The 17692-nt window shown below is 70.4% G+C and carries 16 protein-coding genes; 1 reads left to right on the forward strand and 15 read right to left on the reverse strand.

Features of this window, described 5'->3' with window-relative positions; translation table 11 throughout:
* Positions 1 to 33: 33 nt before the first annotated feature.
* From ACFYXF_RS48340 to ACFYXF_RS48410, 15 genes are all read right to left on the reverse strand, one after another.
* Entirely contained in the window at positions 34 to 711 is a 678-nt protein-coding gene (locus ACFYXF_RS48340; protein WP_389360114.1) for a response regulator, read from the reverse strand.
* Entirely contained in the window at positions 708 to 2096 is a 1389-nt protein-coding gene (locus tag ACFYXF_RS48345; protein WP_389360116.1) for a sensor histidine kinase, read from the reverse strand. Before ACFYXF_RS48345 ends, ACFYXF_RS48340 begins: the two co-directional genes overlap by 4 nt.
* A 99-nt stretch (positions 2097 to 2195) precedes the next feature.
* The gene (locus ACFYXF_RS48350) at positions 2196 to 3074 is read right to left on the reverse strand and encodes an alpha/beta hydrolase (RefSeq protein ID WP_389360118.1); all 879 of its coding nucleotides are present in this window, start codon (positions 3072 to 3074) and stop codon (positions 2196 to 2198) included.
* A 194-nt stretch (positions 3075 to 3268) separates the two neighbouring features.
* The gene (gene kynU / locus ACFYXF_RS48355; RefSeq protein ID WP_389360120.1) at positions 3269 to 4471 is read right to left on the reverse strand and encodes a kynureninase; all 1203 of its coding nucleotides are present in this window, start codon (positions 4469 to 4471) and stop codon (positions 3269 to 3271) included.
* Complete coding sequence (locus ACFYXF_RS48360) at positions 4464 to 5309, reverse strand: tryptophan 2,3-dioxygenase family protein (RefSeq protein WP_389360122.1); 846 nt, start codon at positions 5307 to 5309, stop codon at positions 4464 to 4466. The genes kynU and ACFYXF_RS48360 overlap by 8 nt, the downstream gene beginning before the upstream one ends.
* 152 nt (positions 5310 to 5461) lie before the next feature.
* Entirely contained in the window at positions 5462 to 5875 is a 414-nt protein-coding gene (locus ACFYXF_RS48365) for a DUF3151 domain-containing protein (protein WP_369037679.1), read from the reverse strand.
* A 231-nt stretch (positions 5876 to 6106) separates the two neighbouring features.
* A complete protein-coding gene (locus ACFYXF_RS48370; protein WP_389360124.1) occupies positions 6107 to 7564 on the reverse strand; it encodes an MFS transporter in 1458 nt (485 codons plus the stop codon).
* An 82-nt stretch (positions 7565 to 7646) separates the two neighbouring features.
* Positions 7647 to 8678 carry a class II fructose-bisphosphate aldolase gene (fbaA, locus tag ACFYXF_RS48375; RefSeq protein ID WP_389360126.1) on the reverse strand — a complete coding sequence of 344 codons (1032 nt, stop codon included), beginning with the start codon at positions 8676 to 8678 and terminating at the stop codon, positions 7647 to 7649.
* 166 nt (positions 8679 to 8844) lie between these two features.
* Positions 8845 to 10428 (reverse strand): recombinase family protein, encoded by a 1584-nt coding sequence (locus tag ACFYXF_RS48380; RefSeq protein WP_389360128.1) that lies wholly within the window; start codon positions 10426 to 10428, stop codon positions 8845 to 8847.
* Positions 10429 to 10625: 197 nt separating this feature from the next.
* Positions 10626 to 11180: an orotate phosphoribosyltransferase gene (gene pyrE, locus ACFYXF_RS48385; protein WP_389360130.1), complete on the reverse strand. Its 555-nt coding sequence runs from the start codon at positions 11178 to 11180 to the stop codon at positions 10626 to 10628.
* Between the two features lie 9 nt (positions 11181 to 11189).
* Positions 11190 to 11996, reverse strand: a complete 807-nt coding sequence (locus tag ACFYXF_RS48390; RefSeq protein WP_389360132.1) for an aldose 1-epimerase — start codon at positions 11994 to 11996, stop codon at positions 11190 to 11192.
* A 249-nt stretch (positions 11997 to 12245) separates the two neighbouring features.
* Positions 12246 to 13058 (reverse strand): SRPBCC family protein, encoded by an 813-nt coding sequence (locus ACFYXF_RS48395; protein ID WP_389360134.1) that lies wholly within the window; start codon positions 13056 to 13058, stop codon positions 12246 to 12248.
* Positions 13048 to 13293, reverse strand: coding sequence for a hypothetical protein (locus ACFYXF_RS48400; protein WP_389360136.1), 246 nt, complete (start codon positions 13291 to 13293; stop codon positions 13048 to 13050). The genes ACFYXF_RS48395 and ACFYXF_RS48400 overlap by 11 nt, the downstream gene beginning before the upstream one ends.
* A 43-nt stretch (positions 13294 to 13336) precedes the next feature.
* The gene (locus ACFYXF_RS48405; RefSeq protein ID WP_389360138.1) at positions 13337 to 14980 is read right to left on the reverse strand and encodes a polyamine aminopropyltransferase; all 1644 of its coding nucleotides are present in this window, start codon (positions 14978 to 14980) and stop codon (positions 13337 to 13339) included.
* 120 nt (positions 14981 to 15100) lie between these two features.
* Positions 15101 to 15619 (reverse strand): DUF2617 family protein, encoded by a 519-nt coding sequence (locus ACFYXF_RS48410; protein WP_389360140.1) that lies wholly within the window; start codon positions 15617 to 15619, stop codon positions 15101 to 15103.
* Positions 15620 to 16449: 830 nt separating this feature from the next.
* On the opposite strand from ACFYXF_RS48410, the gene ACFYXF_RS48415 reads away from it, so the two are divergent.
* A complete protein-coding gene (locus ACFYXF_RS48415; RefSeq protein WP_389360142.1) occupies positions 16450 to 17646 on the forward strand; it encodes a pyridoxal phosphate-dependent aminotransferase in 1197 nt (398 codons plus the stop codon).
* The last annotated feature ends 46 nt before the right edge of the window (positions 17647 to 17692 follow it).

Consider the following 17692-nt stretch of genomic DNA (forward strand, 5'->3'; position numbering starts at 1 on the left):
CCCATCGCCTCACCGTAGCCGTACTCACCGCACTCACCCCGGCGTCACCAGCCGCGCCTCGTACGCGAACACCGCCGCCTGCGTACGGTCCCGCAGTCCGAGTTTCACCAGGATGCGGCTGACATGCGTCTTGATCGTCGACTCGGCGACCACCAGCTGCCCGGCGATCTCGACGTTCGACAGCCCCTGCGCGATGAGCACCAGCACCTCGGTCTCCCGGTCGGTCAGATCGCCGTACGCCGCCTGCGCGCCCGGCATCAGCCTCGGCGCCTCGGAGAGCTTGGAGAACTCGGTGATCAGACGCCGGGTGACGGAGGGCGCCAGCAGGGCCTCGCCGGCCGCCACCACCCGTACCCCGTCCGCCAGTTGGCGTGCCGACGCGTCCTTCAGCAGGAAGCCCGACGCGCCCGCCCGTAGCGCCTGGTACACGTACTCGTCGAGGTCGAACGTCGTCAGCACCAGGACCTTCGCCGTACCGTCCGCCGCGACGATCTCCCGGGTCGCCTCGATACCGTTCATCTCGGGCATCCGGATGTCCATCAGGACGACGTCCGGGGCGAGTTCACGCACCCGCTCCACCGCCTCCCGGCCGTTCACCGCCTCGCCGACGACCTCGATGTCCGGCATGGCGTTCAGCAGCACGGAGAAGCCCTCGCGGACCATCATCTGGTCGTCCGCGATCAGCACCCGGATCGTACGAGCGTCACTCATGCCCCGTCTCCCCCGTCCTCGTTCGTGCTCGCGACCGGCAGGAAGACGGTGACCTCGTAACCTCCGCCGTCCACCGGACCCGTCGTCATCTCGCCGCCGAGCATGGAGACCCGCTCCCGCATCCCCGTGAGCCCGTGCCCCGCGCCCTCCGTCGGGGTCTGCTTCACGAACGACACCTCCGTCACCGGGCCGTTGACGATCCGCAGCCCCAACCCGCCCAGCACATAACCGATTTCGACCCGCGCACCCGCTCCCGGCGCGTGCCGCAGCGTGTTGCTCAGCGCCTCCTGCACGATCCGGTACGCCGACAGCTCGACGCCCTGCGGGAGTTCACGCACCGCGCCGGTCACCACCTTCTCCACGTCCAGGCCTGCTTCCCGCACATTGGCGAGCAGCCCGTCGAGGTCGGCCAGGGTCGGCTGCGGGGCGTCGGGGGCTTCGTAGTCCTCCGCCCGGACCACACCCAGGACGCGGCGCAGTTCCGTGAGAGCCGCCACCGCGTTCTCGCGGATCGTCGCGAAGGCCTTCGTCAGCTCCTCGGGCGGGTTCTCCACCCGGTAGGGCGCCGCCTCCGCCTGGATGGCGACCACCGACATGTGATGCGCGACGACATCGTGCAGCTCGCGCGCGATGGTCGTGCGCTCCTCCAGCAGCGTGCGCTTGGACCGCTCGTGCGCGGTCACCGTCTGCTGCGCGGTCACCTCCTGCTCGGCGGCCCGGCGCACCAGCAGCATGCTCACCATGAGCAGGGCCAGCGCGGCGACGAAGAGGAAGGGCACGGCGTTGCTGTTGAAGTACCGGTTGCCGAAGAGGCTCTCGGCGCCCATGGCGTACACCGCCGTCAGCGCCCACATCCAGGCGGCCGTACGCGGCCGGGTCCGGGCGGCCACGACCGTCAGCACCACCAGGTGCGCGACGAAACTCGCGGGCTGCCAGGGGTAGTTACCGCTCCCGTAGTCGCCGTCCCAGTTCTGGCCGATCACGGCGACGACCGGGATCGAGACCAGGGAGAACCAGAAGGCCCCGACCGGCCGGACCAGCGTCAGCAGGATCGGCCCCAGCGTGAAGACGGTCATCGCCAGTGCTTGGATCAGGTCGCCCCTGCTGCTCGCGAAGGAGACCAGCAGCGCCAGCATCCCGGCCGCGCCCACCAGGGCGTGCGGCGCCCAGACCGCGTACGGGCGCAGCCGCCCGGGCAGCACCCGGGCGATCCGGCCGGGCCTGTCCCTCGGGGGCAGCGCGCGGTAGGCGAACGCGTCGTGGAACAGGTCCGCGCGCAGCCCCGCCAGCGCGTCCATGGCCACCCGGAACTCGGGGCTGCTGAACAGAGCCTCGTCCCCCCGCTTCGGCCTGGGGTTCGGCTGCGTGTGTGTCGTCTCAGTCACATACAGCACGGTAGGCGGCGGGCGGGCGGCAGTCGTCAGCAGTGAGAGGGGTTCTCCGGGGTCCGTCTCAGGTACTACGGGACGGCCGAAGGGGGCCGCTCACCACGCCAGCTGCGCGATCTCCTCCGCCACCACCGCGCACGCGTCCGCCACCGGGTCGATCAGCGGGAAGTGCCCGACGTCCTCAAGCAGCGTCAGCCCGACCACCTCACCGGCCTTCGCCGCCGCGTCCGCGTACGACTCGGCGACGATCTGCGGTACGACGAGGTCGGCCCGCCCCTGTACGAGGGTGGTCGCGATGCCGGTGGGGAGCAGGAGCGCCGGGTCGGCGTAAGGCTGACGCTCGGCGAAGTGCCCTTCTCCGCCGAGGAGTTGACGTACGGCGTCGGAGCAGACGTCCAGCTTCTCGGCGACGGCGAAGTCCGCGATCGGGGCGAGCGCGACCACACCTCGGAAGGGTGCGGGACGGGCGGTGAACCAGGGCGCGTCGGCGGGCAGCAGATGCCGGGCGGCGACCCACAGGGCCAGGTGCCCGCCCGCCGAGTGCCCGGTGACGACCATACGGCGCGGATCGGCCTGCGGGAGGTGGGCCCGTACGAGGGCGGGCAGGGCGTCGAGCGCCGCCGCGACGTCGTCGAAGGTGTCGGGCCAGCGCCCGGCGACGGAGGGGCTGTCGCCGCCCCGCCGGTACTCCACGTTGGCGACGGCGAACCCGCGCCGGGCCAGGAACCCGGCGAACGGCGTGATGTGCCGGCGGTCGTACGGCGCCCGCCAGGCACCCCCGTGCAGGACGACGACCAGCGGCACGGTCCCGTCGCCGGGAAGCGCCTCGGGGCCGTGCGGACCCTGCGGGGCGTAGAAGTCGATCACCTGATCGGGGTGGTCGCCGTAGGCGGCGGTGACGTCGGCGTCGACGGGCGGGTGCGAGAAGGCCGACGCCTCTTCCGCGGCGGCGGCCTCTGCGGCATCGTCCGACATGCTTCAACCTCTCAGCGACGAAACGTACTTGGCGGACCTGGAGAGAATTCGGCCGTTGCCGGGGACGCTATCAGGCCCGTGACGTGCGTCGACACGCGGAAGTGACGCCCGGTGAGGGTTGAAACGGTTCTGCCCTGCTACGGGCGTCCAGGACGGCCGGTGCGCACACCACACCGACCGTCACCGAACAGGGCTCAGCCGGCGACGACTTCGCCCAGCACCCGGGCCGCCCGCTCCACGTCCGCGAACCCGACGTACAGCGGCGTGAACCCGAACCGCAGCACGTCCGGCCGCCGGAAGTCGCCCACGACTCCCCGCTCGATGAGCCGCGCCATGACGTCCCCCGCGTCGGAGCACCGCAGGGCGACCTGGCTCCCGCGCCGGGCGTGATCGGCCGGCGTGACGGACTCCACCCGCCCCTCGGGCACGTACTCGTCGACGCACTCCAGGAAGAAGTCGGTCAGGGCGAGGGACTTGGCGCGTACGGCGTCGATGGAGACCCCGTCCCAGACCTCGAGAGCCGCCTCCAGGGCGAGCATCGAGAGGATGTCCGGCGTACCGACCCGCCCGCGCGTCGCACCCGGGGCCGGGGCGTACTCGGGCCGCATGCCGAAGGGATCGGCGTGCGAGGTCCAGCCGGGCAGGGGCGAGTCGAACCGCTCCTGGTGCTGCTGCCGGACGTACAGGTAGGCGGGCGAACCGGGCCCCCCGTTGAGGTACTTGTACGTACACCCCACCGCGAGATCGACGCCGTGCTCGTCGAGCCCGACCGGCAGGGCGCCCGCGCTGTGGCACAGGTCCCAGACGGCCAGGGCACCGGACGCGTGGATCGCGGCCGTGAGGGCGGGCAGATCGTGGAGGCGGCCGGTGCGGTAGTCGACGTGGTTGAGCAGCACGGCGGCGGTACGGTCGCTCAACTCGCCCGGTACGGCACCGGGTTCGAGCGCGCGCAGGGTGCAGCCGGTCATCCGGGCGGCGGACTCGGCGATGTAACCGTCGGTGGGAAAGGTGGTGGCGTCGACGAGAATCTCATCACGCCCACCCCCGGCAAGCCGCACAGCCCCCACAAGTGCCTTGAAAACATTGACACTTGTGGAGTCGCCGACAACGACCTGCCCAGCCGCGGCCCCCACCAGCGGAGCGATACGATCCCCGATCCGCTCGGGCGCGGTCCACCACCCGCTCTCGTCCCAGGACCGGATGCGCAGCTCGCCCCACTCCCGGCGCACGACGTCGTCGAGCCGCTCCGGGACGGCGGCGGGCAGCGCGCCGAGCGAGTTCCCGTCCAGGTAGGTGACGCCGTGGTCGAGCACGAACTTCGCGCGCACCTTGGCGAGTTCGTCACGCGAGTCGAGTTCCCGGGCCTGGTCGTCCTTGGAAGGCAGCAGCTCAGACATGGGACCTCGCCGTCCACAGCTCGGGGAAGACGTTCTTCTGGGCGCGTTTCTCCAGCCAGGCGACCCCGGCGGAGCCGCCGGTGCCGGCCTTGGCGCCCATGGCCCGCCGGGTGGCGACGAGATGGTCGTTGCGCCAGCGCCACACCAGTTCGGCGACGTCGGTCAACGCCTCGCCGAGCCGGGCGAGTTCGGCGTCGGGGTCACCGGAGTAGAGGGCCGTCCAGGCGGCCTCGACGTCGGCGGAGGGCTCGTACCGCAAGGACACGTCACGCGACAGCACGGCGTCCGGAATGTCGTACCCGCGCCGCGCGAGGAGCCTCAACACCTCGTCGTACAGGCTGGGTTCGTGCAGCGCCTTCTCCAGCTCGGCGTGCACGCGGGGTGCGGCGCGGTGGGGCACGAGCATCGACGCGGACTTCTCGCCGAGCAGGAACTCCATCCGCCGGTACATCGCGGACTGGAACCCGGAGCCCTCACCGAGGGCGGCGCGGTAGGAGTTGAACTGGGCCGGGGTGAGCTGCGAGAGGGGCCGCCACGACGCGTTGAGGGCGTCCAGCTCACGCACGGAACGCTTGAGGGCGGCGACGGCGGTGGGCACGTCATCCCCGCGCAAGGCCTTGGCCGCGGTCTCCCACTCGTGCACGATGACGGTGAACCACAGCTCCATGACCTGGGTCGTCACCAGGAAGACCATCTCTCCGGGGTCGTCGGAGAGGGTGTGCTGGAGGTGGGTGAGGACGTCGGCCTGGACATAGTCCTCGTACGGCGTCGTACCGGCGAAGTCGAGATGCGGGGTCTCGGGCTCCGAAGCCTCGGGGGGCTGAGCCTGGAGGGACATCGCTGTCTCCTGTTGTACTCCGGGTAGCGGTCCGCCCCTGCCGAATTCCGACACGGGGGCCCCGGTCCCCAGGGGCATCCAACACAATCGTGCCCCGAATCCGCAAGGCCCGCCTGATCAGGTCACAGGCGGGCCTTGCGGACAGAGGGTGACTAGCCGAGCGTCTGGGCGGCCGTCGGGGAGGAGTCCTTGAGGAACTGGGTGCAGCGCTCGTACTCCTCCTGCTCGCCGATCGAGCCGGCGGCGCGGGCGAGGGCGTGCAGGGCCCGCAGGAAGCCACGGTTCGGCTCGTGCTCCCACGGCACGGGTCCGTGGCCCTTCCAGCCGGCGCGGCGCAGGGAGTCCAGGCCGCGGTGGTATCCGGTACGGGCGTAGGCGTACGACTCCACGACGCTGCCCCGCTCGAACGCGTCGTCGGCGAGCTGGGCCCAGGCGAGGGAGGAGGTGGGGTACTTCGCGGCGACGTCGGCGGGGGCGGTGCCGTTCGCGAGGAGGTCGCGGGGCTCGGGGTGGTCGGGGAGGTGGGTGGGGGGCGGCCCGCCGAGCAGGTTTTCGTGAAGGGTCATGGTTCCAGTCTGCTGCATCGCCCCCGCCGCCCCTACCCGTTCCCATCCCTGGGGGCTGCGCCCCCAGACCCCCTTTTGTCCTCAAACGCCGGACGGGCTGGATGTGGTGCCGGCCGGAGCTTGATCTTTCAGCCCGTCCGGCGTTTGAGGACGAGGCCGTCCAGGCCGACAGCGGGGGTCTGGGGGCGGCAGCCCCCAGGGATGGGACGGGTAGGGGCGGCGGGGGCGAGATCAAAGGCGCTCACCCTCCAGCGGCGGAGCCGTCACCGAGCCGTGCGTACGGCACTCGGGGTGCCGACACCCCGGCACCGGCCTCCGCACCGTCAGGAACGCCACCACAGCCCCCACCACCAACACCCCCGCACACACCACCATCGCCCGCCCGAACGCCTCGTCGAACATCACCCCCGACCGATACGCCTCCGCCCCCATCCCCGTAACCAACGGCAACGCGGCCACAGCCACCAACCCCGCCGCCCGAGCCGCCGCATTGTTGACCCCACTGGCCAACCCCGCCCGAGCGACATCCACCGACGCCAGCACACTCGCCGTGAGCGGCGCGACCAACGTCACCATGCCCACCCCGAGCACCAGCACAGCGGGCAGCACATCAGCGACGTACGACGCCCCGGCCCCCACCCGAAGCATCAGCAGCATCCCCGCCGCACACAGCAACGGCCCGACCGTCAACGGAACCCGCGGCCCGATCCGCTCCGCCAGTTCCCCCGAGCGCGCGGACAGCAGCAGCATCAGGGCGGTGGTGGGCAGCAAGGCCGTACCGGCGCCCAGGGCCGAGTAACCGGCCACCACCTGGAGCTGAAGGGCGGAGAGGAAGAAGAAGCCACCAAAGGCCGCGTACACACACAAGGTCACCAGATTGACGGCCGTGAACTGACGCGAGGCGAAGATGTCCAGCGGCATCATCGCGTCCCCACCGCGCCCCCGCTCGACGTACACGAAGGCCACCCCCGCCACAACACCCACCACCGCCGACACCACGACCGCCACGGACCCGGCCCTGGCCTCGATCAGCGCGTACGTCACCAGAGCGAGCGCCACAGCCCCCAGAGCCGCACCCAGCACATCGAACCGCCCGTGCCGCGTACGCCCGTCACCGGACTCGGGGACATGCCGTACGGCGATGGGAGCGCACACCAGCGCCAGCGGGACGTTGAGCAGGAACACCCACCGCCACCCGGGCCCGTCCACGAGCCAGCCGCCCAGGAAGGGGCCCACGGCCGCGCCGATACCCCCGAAGCCCGACCACAGCCCCACCGCCCGCCCCCGGTCGTCGGGGTGGAAGGAGGCCTGGATGAGGGCGAGGGAGCCGGGCACCAGAAGGGCGCCGCCGATGCCCTGCAACGCGCGGGCGGCGACCAGCACACCCGTGTTCGGGGCGAGCCCGCAGAGCAGCGAGGCGACGGCGAACCACACCACCCCGATCACGAAGATCTTGCGGCGGCCGTACCGGTCGCCCAGCGAACCGCCCAGCAGGATCAGCCCGGCCAGCGTCAGCATGTACGCGTTGACCGTCCACTGGAGGGCGGCCAGATCGGCGTCGAGGTCACGGCCGATGCGCGGCAGCGCGACGTTCACGACGGTCGAGTCGAGCAGGGCCATGCTGGAGCCCAGGACGGTGGTCAGCAGGATCCACTTGCCCTGGGGTGAGGCGATCCGCACGTCGGACATGCCCCCAGGTATACAGCGAGCCCGGCGCCGTCGACAGTGGACGGACGCCGGGCTCGCGAAAGGGTCCAGGGACCCTTGGGGACTACTTGATCTTCGTACCGGCCGACCGCAGGTTCTGCGTGGCCTCGACGACACGCGCGGCCATGCTCTTCTCGGCCAGCTTGCCCCACGTACGCGGGTCGTAGGTGCTCTTCGAACCGACCTCGCCGTCGACCTTGAGGACGCCGTCGTAGTTGCGGAACATGTGGTCGGCGACGGGACGCGTGAAGGCGTACTGCGTGTCCGTGTCGAGGTTCATCTTGACGACGCCGTTCTCCAGCGCGGTCGCGATCTCCTCCTCCGTGGAGCCGGAGCCACCGTGGAAGACGAAGTCGAAGGGCTGCGCGCCGGCGGGCTTGCCGTACTTCGCGGCGACGCCGTCGTTCAGCTCCTTGAGGAGGTCGGGGCGGAGCACGACGTTGCCCGGCTTGTAGACGCCGTGGACGTTGCCGAAGGAGGCGGCCAGCAGGTAGCGCCCCTTCTCACCGAGCCCCAGCGCCTCGACCGTACGCACGGCGTCGTCGACGGTGGTGTAGAGGGAGTCGTTGATCTCGTGGGAGACCCCGTCCTCTTCCCCGCCCGTGGGCGTGATCTCGACCTCAAGAATGATCTTGGCGGCGCGGGCCCGCTCCAGCAGTTCCTGCGCGATGGAGAGGTTGTCGGCGAGGGTCTCGGCGGAGCCGTCCCACATGTGGGACTGGAAGAGCGGGTTGCGCCCGGCCTTCACGCGCTCCTCGGATACGGCGATCAGCGGCCGTACGTACCCGTCGAGCTTGTCCTTCGGGCAGTGGTCGGTGTGCAGGGCGACCGTGACCGGGTACTTCTCGGCGACGATGTGCGCGAACTCGGCCAGGGCGACGGCACCGGTGACCATCTCCTTGCTGTACTGCCCGCCGAGGAACTCCGCACCACCCGTCGAGATCTGGATGATGCCGTCGCTCTCCGCCTCCGCGAAGCCGCGCAGCGCAGCGTGCAGGGTCTGGGTCGAGGTCACGTTGATGGCCGGGTAGGCGAACCTGGCCGCCTTGGCCCGGTCGAGCATCTCGCTGTAGACCTCAGGGGTTGCGATAGCCAAGACACAATCCTCTCGTGCGGGTTTCGCGTGCCGGGGAGCGCCACTGCGCCGTGGCTGTTCGGCCGTCTTGTATGCGCCGACAAGGCTACCGCTGCCCCGACAGGGTGACAGCGCCCGATAGTCACCGGTTTCCCACCATGTCAGACCCCGCTCCGCGTAATTGGGATCACCGTACCGGCCGCCGGGGAATGTCGTCCGAGGTGCACCGGTAGTGGCTCATCAGCCGCTCCACGCCACCCGGGAGCCGAAGTCCGGCCGCCCTGGCCAGGCCGACGATGTCCCCGAAATCGATGACCGCGCTGTACTTGGCCCAGGGCACCAGGTCCTGCCACACCCGGACACTGACACCGTGCTCACGCAGGAACGCCTTGCGATCCTGCGCCTCCATGCCGGCCCAGACGTCACGAAACCTCCTGCCCGTGCCCTTGAAGGTGTCCTCCGTCGCCTCCGCCAGCTGCTCCCGGAGCAAGGCGCGCTTCGCCGTCTGTGCCTTCAGGAGTCGCCAGTACGTCCCCTCCATGTCCGGGGTGTCATACCGCCCGGCGGTGTAGTCGTGCTCCAGCTTCACCAGCCGCCGCTCGACCTTTTCAACGGCCCCTTCGAGTTCGCGCCGACTCCCCAGCACCTTGCTCATCACCTCAAGGTCACCGATGGTGTCGTCGAAGAGCCCGTCGAAGATCATTTCGAGTTCGGACACACGCATGTTCATCTTCGCCTCGCACGCGCCCTTCTTGGCGCGCCGCGAACAGCGGTAGTAGGCGTGGTACCGGCCGTGCTTTTGGTTCACCGAGGTGGAGCCGAGCCCGCTGCCGCAGCTGCCACAGAGGGCGATCCCGGTGAGAGCGTGCTTCGAGAGTCGCCCCCGAGCCTCCCCGTCCTGCTTCTTCGGCTCCAGGCGCGCTACAAGCCCCGACCAGTCCTCGAAAGGCATGAACGGGTCCTCCGCGATCAGAACCGGGTTCCCGTTCCCGTCCTCGACGGCTTCGCCCTTGTACGTGTAAACGCCCGCGAACGTGGGGCGCCGTACGGCGTTGCCAAGCGTGGTCTGCTGCCAGTACGCGCCCTTCGGCTCCAGCCCACGGAGTGTCAACCGGTAGTCGCTCCAGGTCAGTTCCTTTGCCTCGTTGAGTTCGAGCGCGATCCTGTTGAGCGTCTTCCCATCGGCGATCCCCTGCAGGATGCGGTCCATGACCTGCGCGTAACCGGGGTCACGTACGAGGATCTTGCGATTCTGGCCCGGGACGCTCTTGATGGCGTATCCCATGGGCGGCGTGCCGCTGATCCAGGACCGATTGTCGAGCCGGTCCTGTACGCCGTCCTTGATGCGCTGGGTGATGACGTCGAGCTCGGCTTCCGCGAAGACCGCCATCATCTGCGCGATCATCTTCGTCTGCGGGTTCTGGGAGTCGTATCCCTCGGTCACGCAGATGATGCGCTTGCCGTTCTCGCTTCCCCAGTCGAGGAGTTGGTTGAAGTGGAGCGCCCGGCGGGTGAGGCGGTCCACCTTCAGAGCGATGATCCCGTCGAACTCGTCGGCCCGCCGCGTCAGCCATGTGCCGAACTGCGGACGCTTGAACGGAGACAGCCCTCCGGACACGTCCGTGTCCTCCGCCCAGCCGACGATGCTTCCGGAGAAGTGGGGAGCGTTGACGTGGTACTCGATGCCCTCTCGCTGGCCTTGGATCGACGTGGAGGTGTCCTTGTCCTGGGAAAGCCTCAGAACGCCGAGGTAGCGGCAGTGTGTGGTCACATCGCGACGCTAACAAGAAGTTGTGTACAGGCGCCTTGTTTATCTAATTCGATGGGCATCTGAACATGTCTTGAAGACACACCGCCCCCCCTTGACCGATGTTGATCATTCTTGGTCGCATCCGACCGGGGGCGACATCGCAATCGCCCCCGGACCCGCCCAGAAAAGGTGCGGGTCCGGTTGACCTGACCGAGCTGTCAGTCCAGCCCCAGCTCGTCCTTCGAGAAGGCGAACAGATAGGGAACCCCCGCGCCCTCCTGAATCTTCTCGGCGGCACCGGTGGCCCGGTCGACGATCGTCGCGACACCGACGACTTCGGCACCGGCCTCCCGCACGGCCTCGACGGCGGTGAGCGGGGACCCGCCGGTGGTGGAGGTGTCCTCGACGACCAACACCCGACGCCCCGCGATCTCCGGGCCCTCGACCCGCCGCTGCATGCCATGAGCCTTGGCGGCCTTGCGCACGACAAAGGCGTCGAGCTTCTGCCCCCGCGAGGCGGCCGCGTGCAGCATGGCGCCGGCGACGGGGTCGGCACCCATCGTGAGCCCGCCCACCGCGTCGAAGTCAAGGTCCGCGGTCAGGTCCAGGAGCACCTGCCCGACCAGCGGGGCGGCCTCGCCGTCGAGGGTGACGCGGCGGAGGTCGACGTAGTAGTCCGCCTCCAGCCCCGAGGAGAGGGTCACCTTGCCGTGCACTACGGCCTTGTCCTTGATCTGCTGCAGCAGCGCGTCACGCACGTCCGTCGTCGTCATGCTGCCAGCTTAGACAGCTCCCAGCCGCCGCCAAGTCCACGTGGTGGTGGCCTCCAGCGGCTCGATGGGCGTGACGAGCCGGGGCAGGCTGTTGAGCCCGTCGGGCGGCCCGGTCTGCGGTTCCACGCATACGGCGGCCTCCTGCTCGTCGTACACGACAACCCACTCCTCCGGGCTCGCCACCTTCAGCTCCAGCTCCCCAGGCCAGGTGAGCGTCACATCGACACTGCCGGGCATCCCGAAGCAGTCGTCCCAGGGCCCGGGCTTGGGCTCGACCCGGTTCCCGGTGGGCAGGTGATCATCACCGCGCTCCTCCTGCCAGGAGGGTTCGAAGGAGAGCCGTACGTCCTCACCCCCGAGAGCTCCGAGGTTCCGGTTGAACCACGGATGCCAGCCGATCTGCGCCGGAAACGAAGACTCGTGCGCCTCTACGGCCATGGTGAGCGTGAGGGAGTCCGCGGTGAGGCGGACGACCTGGGTAACGCGGCCAGGGTAGGGCCAGGGGTCGACCAGGTCGTACGTGATGACGGCCTCGTCGGCCGTCCTGCGGGCGACGCGCCAGGCGCCGTCGCGGACGGTGCCGTGGATGGCGTGGGGTGGGGAGTTGAGCGGCAGTTGCCGCACTGTGCCGCCGTCGAGGAACCGGCCGTCCCGGATGCGGCCGCACCAAGGAACCATCGGAAAGCACCCGAACCGCTCGCCCTGCCGCAACAGCTCGACACCGCCGACCCGCAGCCCACCGACCCGCCCACCGTTCCCCGGCTGCAGGGTCACTTCCGCGTCACCCGCGCCCAAGCTGAAGTCATCACTACTCACACCCCGACCCTACCGGCCACTTCTTCGCCCCCGCCGCCCCTACCCATTCCCATCCCTGGGGGCTGCGCCCCCAGACCCCCTTTGTCCTCAAACGCCGGACGGGCTAAAAGATCAAGCCCCGGCCGGCACCACATCCAGCCTGTCCGGCGTTTGAGGACGAGCGCGTTCAGCGCGATATGGGGGTCTGGGGGCGCAGCCCCCAGGGATGGGACGGGTAGGGGCGGCGGGGGCGAAACAAACCCCACCGATTCAGCGCCGCTTCCGCAGCACCCGCCCCGCGACAATCACCGACGCCACCACCAACGCCGCAGCCGGCGCAGCCCACCGCAACGTCACACTCCCAGACACCTGCTCCGGCGGCGGCACAGGCGCATACCGCCCCCGCGGAGGCGCATGATCAACCTCCTCCGCACTACGCCCGATCATCGTCCGCCGCGCATGAGCCGCCTCCGCCGGCGGCTCCCCCGCATCCACGAACCCCTCGGAAACCTGCTCACCCTCGTCAAAAACATCGTCGTCAAGCACACCAGGCTCATCAGGCTCATCAGAAAGTTCGGCGTCGGAATCCTCGACGTCCGCAACGACCGTAGGTACCCCAGCCGCAGCCTCCTCAGAGGCCTCCCCCGCAACCTCCCCCAGGTTCTCCCCGAACCGCCGCACCAACCGCACCCCCGCAGCGGCAACGGCATCCGCCGGAAGCTCCCCGACCCGCCCGTCGGCGCTCACCGTCCCCCCGAACACCAACGCCGAGCCACCCTCGACACCCCGTACCCGCAAGGTGAGCGCCAGCTTCACGGCCCCACCGCCCCGCACCTCGACGGCATCGCCCTCCACCACGTACGCGTCCTCCCCCGCATCCACGACAGAGACCCGCAACGACCCGCGATACGTGATCGTGTGCCCCCCGACCCGCACCTTCAGCCGCCCCGCGACCCCGGACACGGCAGGCTCGGTGCCCGCGTCCTGCTGGAGTCCGGGCACCGCCCGGGCGATGCGTACGGGGTCGGCGAGCACGTCCCTCAGCCGCTCTGCCGGAACCGGAACGAACACCTCATGCTCCATGACAGCCGAGCGTACCCAGCACGACCGGCCCCGCACCCGCGCATCCGGGGATTCCCCCGGGATCCACACCCACGCGGCCCCACTCCCCCGAACCCACCACCACCGCCGCCACCGCCGCCACCACCACCAGCACCGCCGCCACCACCACCAGCACCAGCACCAGCACCAGCACCAGCAGCAGCAGCACCGTCACCGCCGTCGCCGCACCCGCACCGTCGTCGCCAGCACCAGACACCCGCGCCAGACACCCGCACCCACACCCACACCACCCACGACACTCAGTACCGCGGATGCACCAACGTAGAAGCCCGCACCCCCACCACCCGCATCCGCTCCGCAGCCCGCGCATCCGCCTCCAACCCCGCCTGCCCAAGCGTCCACAACCGAGGCCCACCACCCCCGCCCACCCTCAGCCGGGGCGCCGCCCCCTCGGCCGAGGCCAGCACGAACCCCCAGTCGTGCGGCGCCCGCGCCGCCCCCGACGCCGTACGGTCCGGCCCCGCCGCGAAGCCCGCGTCCCGCCCGCCCACGCGGTACGGCACCGTGCGCAACCCCGCCGCCCGGACCGTCGCCTCGACGGTCCAGAACACGCGCGGCCGGGAGGAGACCGGCCCGCCGTGCACGACCAGCCGGCCCCCGTCGGTCAGCACCTGGCGCGCCAGCCCGTAGAACTCCTGCGAGTACAGCTTCGTACTGGCCGTGATCCCCGGATCGGGCAGATCCGAGACGACCACGTCGTACGCGGCCCGCGCCCCCCGCAGCAGCCGGAAGGCGTCCGCCGTGGTCACATGGACGCGCGGATCGTCGAACGCGTGTGCGTTCAGAGCGGCCAGGGCCGGATCCGTGCGCGCCAGCCGCACCACCCCCGCGTCGAGTTCGACGACGTCCACCCGCCGTACGCCCGGATAGCGCAGCACTTCCCGCGCCGCCAGCCCGTCGCCACCGCCGAGGACGAGCACGCGCGCGTGCGGCCCGTTCATCGCGGGATGGACGAGCGCCTCGTGGTAGCGCCGCTCGTCGCGCCCGCTGACCCGCAGCCGCCCGTCCAGGAAAAGGCCCAGCGGACGGCCGTCGGTGCCCCCGGTGAGGACCACCTCCTGTACGTCCGTCCGCAGCGCCACCCGTACGTCGTTGCCGTACACCGCCTGCCGGGCGGCCCGTTCGAAGTCGTCGACGAGCACGGCCGCCGCGGCCAGCAGCCCGATCACGGTCACGTTGGCCACCACCAGCAGCCAGCGCCCCCGCCGGGTCAGGTCCCGCCGGAACAGGCCGAGGACGAGCGCCCCGCCGACCAGCGCGTTGACCGTCCCGGTGAGCAGCGCACCCGTGAGCTGCCCCAGCCAGGGGAGGAGGAGAAACGGGAACGCCAGGCCTCCCACCAGCGCGCCCACATAATCCGCGGCGAACAGGTCGGCGACCGCGCCGCCCGCGTCCTGGCGGCGGATGCGCTGGATCAGCTCCATCAGCAGCGGCACCTCGGCGCCGATCAGCAGCCCGATGGCGAGGGAGAAGGTGACGAGGAGGACGCGGGGGCCCTGCGCCCACAGGCCGCCCCAGTCGCCGGTCCACGCGAAGACCGCGTACAGGGCCATCGCGCTGCAGCCGCCGACCAGCGCGAGCGCCGCCTCGACCGCGCCGAAGCCGGCGGCGGCACGGCAGCGCAGGCGTTTCGCGGCGAGCGAGCCGATGCCCATGGCGAAGACCATCACGGAGAGCACGACGGACGCCTGGGTGACCGAGTCGCCGATCAAGTACGAGGCGAGCGCGACGAGTTCGAGTTCGTACACCAGTCCACAGGCCGCACAGACGAAGACCCCGGCGAGGACCAGGAACCGGCCGGTGCCGGGCCGGACGGGCAGCCGCGCGGGAGCACCCCAGGGCGGGGGGCTGCCCGGCGGGGCCGGCACGTGCGGTTCGATCACGCTGGGAACGCTACGTCACACCCTCGGTGCGCTTCGTCACCCACACGTGTGGTCTCTGTTTACGCGGGGGATGTCGGTGTGAAGCCCGCCCGGGCCCCTCACGCCCCTCCCCGCGATCCCTCACAGAGCCGCGGTCACCCGCACTCCGACCCGTGTCCTGGTCGCCACCAGCTGCCCGTCCTGCGGATAGGCGTGCCAGGTCCGCCAGTGGACCTGCCCCTCGTGCCGCTGGGCCAGCATCGCGGTGAAGGCGTGCGGGCTGCCGGGGAAGACACCGGCCAGGCCGTTCGGGTGGTCGGCGACCAGGGCCAGCAGCTCCTGGGCGCGCCCGGCGAACGACCCAGGCGACAGGACCTCCACCCGCGCCGCGAACTCGTACTCCCAGTCGCCGACCCGCTTGGCCACGCCGAGCGGGAGGGGGGTGCTGGATCCCGGGATGCACGCCACCGTCTCCGAACAGATGCCCTGTTCCTCCTCCAGGAGCACCTGGTGGGAGGCGCCGAGGAGTCTCAACTGGAGCTTCGCGTCCGCGAGTTCGAGGTCGAGGGTGGCGAGGGCGGGCAGCGCTTCCCGGCCCAGGGTCCAGGCGAGGTCGGCCGCGCGCGTGTCGGTGTAGGCGGTGTTCAGGGTCGTGAGCATGGATCGGCTCCGCTAGCACGCAAAGGGAGGTGAGGTGTGGACGAGCGAGGTGTGGGTCCGGCGCGCTCCGGTCGACACGGGGCGACACCGGGAGATCAGCCCAGTCATGAGGAACATCCAGGGGCAGGGGACGTCCGAGGGGCTGTGTTGGTGTTTTAGAGGGAATCATGAACGGTGGCGCCGTCACAGCGTTTTTACCCAACTTCGTGGGGTTTCCATCCCTCAGAGGGCTCCACAGCTCAACTGTTCAACCGCGGCGTACGCCCGAGCGTGCGAAGAACCCCCGCGAGCGGGGCGACGCCGGGGTGGCATCGGGGCGACATCGGGGTCACGTCACGAACGTACGAGCGCCCGCCGGGACGACGAATACGATCGTCCTCCCGGCGGGCGCTCACCCCGCGGTCCGGATGCGGTTCCCCCTTCCGGAGCTCAGCTGCCCCGTGTCAGCTGCCTCCGCCGCATCCGCCCCCGCCTCCCCCGCAGGACGACCCACCGCCGCAGGACGAGCCTCCTCCGCAGGAGGAACCCGTGCCGCACGACGTACTGCTGCCGGAGTGCCCGGATCCGCTGGAGCCCGCCGCTCCGCCGGCCCACCAGCTGTTCCTGCTCCTGCGCTGACGGAGCCGGGCGGCCCGGACCGTCACGGTCACGACGATGAACAGGCTCGCCAGCATGACAAGGGCGATGATGGCCACGGCCATGGCGTCACCCTCCTTTCGTTCCCCCGAGGCGGCCCCCCGTGGGCGCCTCGCCGTCTTGCGTGACGTGGGGATGCCCGCCTGTCTCACCTGCCAAAGCAGAGTTGAGGAAGTCCAGAGCTTCGGCGCAGGATGACGACCATGACCAGCAGCGCACGCCCCTTCCTCAATCGCCGGCTCGCCGAGTTCGGGACGACGATCTTCGCCGAGATGTCGGCGCTCGCCGTCGCCACCGGCTCGATCAACCTCGGCCAGGGCTTCCCGGACACCGACGGCCCGGAGGAGATCCGCGAGGCGGCCGTACGGGCGCTGCGCGACGGCCGCGGCAACCAGTACCCGCCGGGCCCGGGCGTCCCCGAACTGCGCACGGCGATCGCGGCGCACCAGCAGCGCCGGTACGCCCTCTCCTACGACCCCGACCGCGAGGTCCTGGTGACGGCGGGCGCGACGGAGGCGATCGCGGCGACCCTGCTGGCGCTGCTGGAGCCGGGCGACGAGGTGATCGCCTTCGAGCCCTACTACGACTCCTACGCGGCGTGCATCGCGATGGCGGGGGGCACGCGCGTACCGGTCACACTGCGCCCGCACGAAGGCTCGTTCCGCCTGGACCTGGACGAACTCCGAGCAGCGGTGACCCCCCGCACCCGCCTGCTCCTGATCAACACCCCGCACAACCCCACCGGCACGGTCCTGACCCGGGACGAACTGACCGCGATCGCGCAGCTCGCCGTGGAACGCGACCTCCTGGTGGTCACCGACGAGGTGTACGAACACCTGGTCTTCGACGACGCCGGCCATCTGCCGCTGGCCTCCTTCCCGGGCATGCGCGAACGAACGGTCTCTATCGGGAGCGCCGGGAAGACGTTTTCGTTCACCGGATGGAAGGTGGGCTGGGTCACATCGACCCCAAACCTGGTGACGGCGGTCCGCTCGGCGAAGCAGTTCCTGACGTACGTGGCGTCGGGCCCGTTCCAGTACGCGGTGGCGGAGGCCCTCACCCTCCCGGACTCGTACTTCGAGGCGTTCCGGGCGGACATGCTCGCCAAGCGGGACCTGCTGTCGGCGGGCCTGCGGGACGCGGGCTTCGAGGTCTTCACCCCCTCGGGCACGTACTTCATCACCACCGACATCCGCCCCCTCGGCGAGACGGACGGCTTCGCCTTCTGCCGATCCCTCCCGGAACGAGCGGGAGTGGTGGCGATCCCGAACGCGGTCTTCTACGACCACCGCGAGGAGGGCGCGCCGTTCGTACGGTTCGCGTTCTGCAAGCGGACCGAGGTACTGACGGACGCGACGGAGAGGCTCCGCAAGGCGTTCGCGCACCGGTAGTCCTTATCGCCCCTTGGGACAAGTCGTGAATTTCTTGACACGCAAT

This window comes from Streptomyces sp. NPDC002680 (assembly GCF_042889145.1).
Lineage (GTDB): Bacteria > Actinomycetota > Actinomycetes > Streptomycetales > Streptomycetaceae > Streptomyces > Streptomyces adonidis.

What these genes read in the sequence shown, in the direction of transcription:
- ACFYXF_RS48415 (WP_389360142.1), top strand. Translation starts at nt 16,450, where the DNA reads ATGACGACCATGACCAGCAGCGCACGCCCCTTCCTCAATCGCCGGCTC.
- ACFYXF_RS48395 (WP_389360134.1), bottom strand. Translation starts at nt 13,058, where the DNA reads ATGGAGCATGAGGTGTTCGTTCCGGTTCCGGCAGAGCGGCTGAGGGAC.
- ACFYXF_RS48410 (WP_389360140.1), bottom strand. Translation starts at nt 15,619, where the DNA reads ATGCTCACGACCCTGAACACCGCCTACACCGACACGCGCGCGGCCGAC.
- ACFYXF_RS48360 (WP_389360122.1), bottom strand. Translation starts at nt 5,309, where the DNA reads ATGTCCCTCCAGGCTCAGCCCCCCGAGGCTTCGGAGCCCGAGACCCCG.
- ACFYXF_RS48350 (WP_389360118.1), bottom strand. Translation starts at nt 3,074, where the DNA reads ATGTCGGACGATGCCGCAGAGGCCGCCGCCGCGGAAGAGGCGTCGGCC.
- ACFYXF_RS48370 (WP_389360124.1), bottom strand. Translation starts at nt 7,564, where the DNA reads ATGTCCGACGTGCGGATCGCCTCACCCCAGGGCAAGTGGATCCTGCTG.
- ACFYXF_RS48340 (WP_389360114.1), bottom strand. Translation starts at nt 711, where the DNA reads ATGAGTGACGCTCGTACGATCCGGGTGCTGATCGCGGACGACCAGATG.
- ACFYXF_RS48365 (WP_369037679.1), bottom strand. Translation starts at nt 5,875, where the DNA reads ATGACCCTTCACGAAAACCTGCTCGGCGGGCCGCCCCCCACCCACCTC.
- kynU (WP_389360120.1), bottom strand. Translation starts at nt 4,471, where the DNA reads ATGTCTGAGCTGCTGCCTTCCAAGGACGACCAGGCCCGGGAACTCGAC.
- pyrE (WP_389360130.1), bottom strand. Translation starts at nt 11,180, where the DNA reads ATGACGACGACGGACGTGCGTGACGCGCTGCTGCAGCAGATCAAGGAC.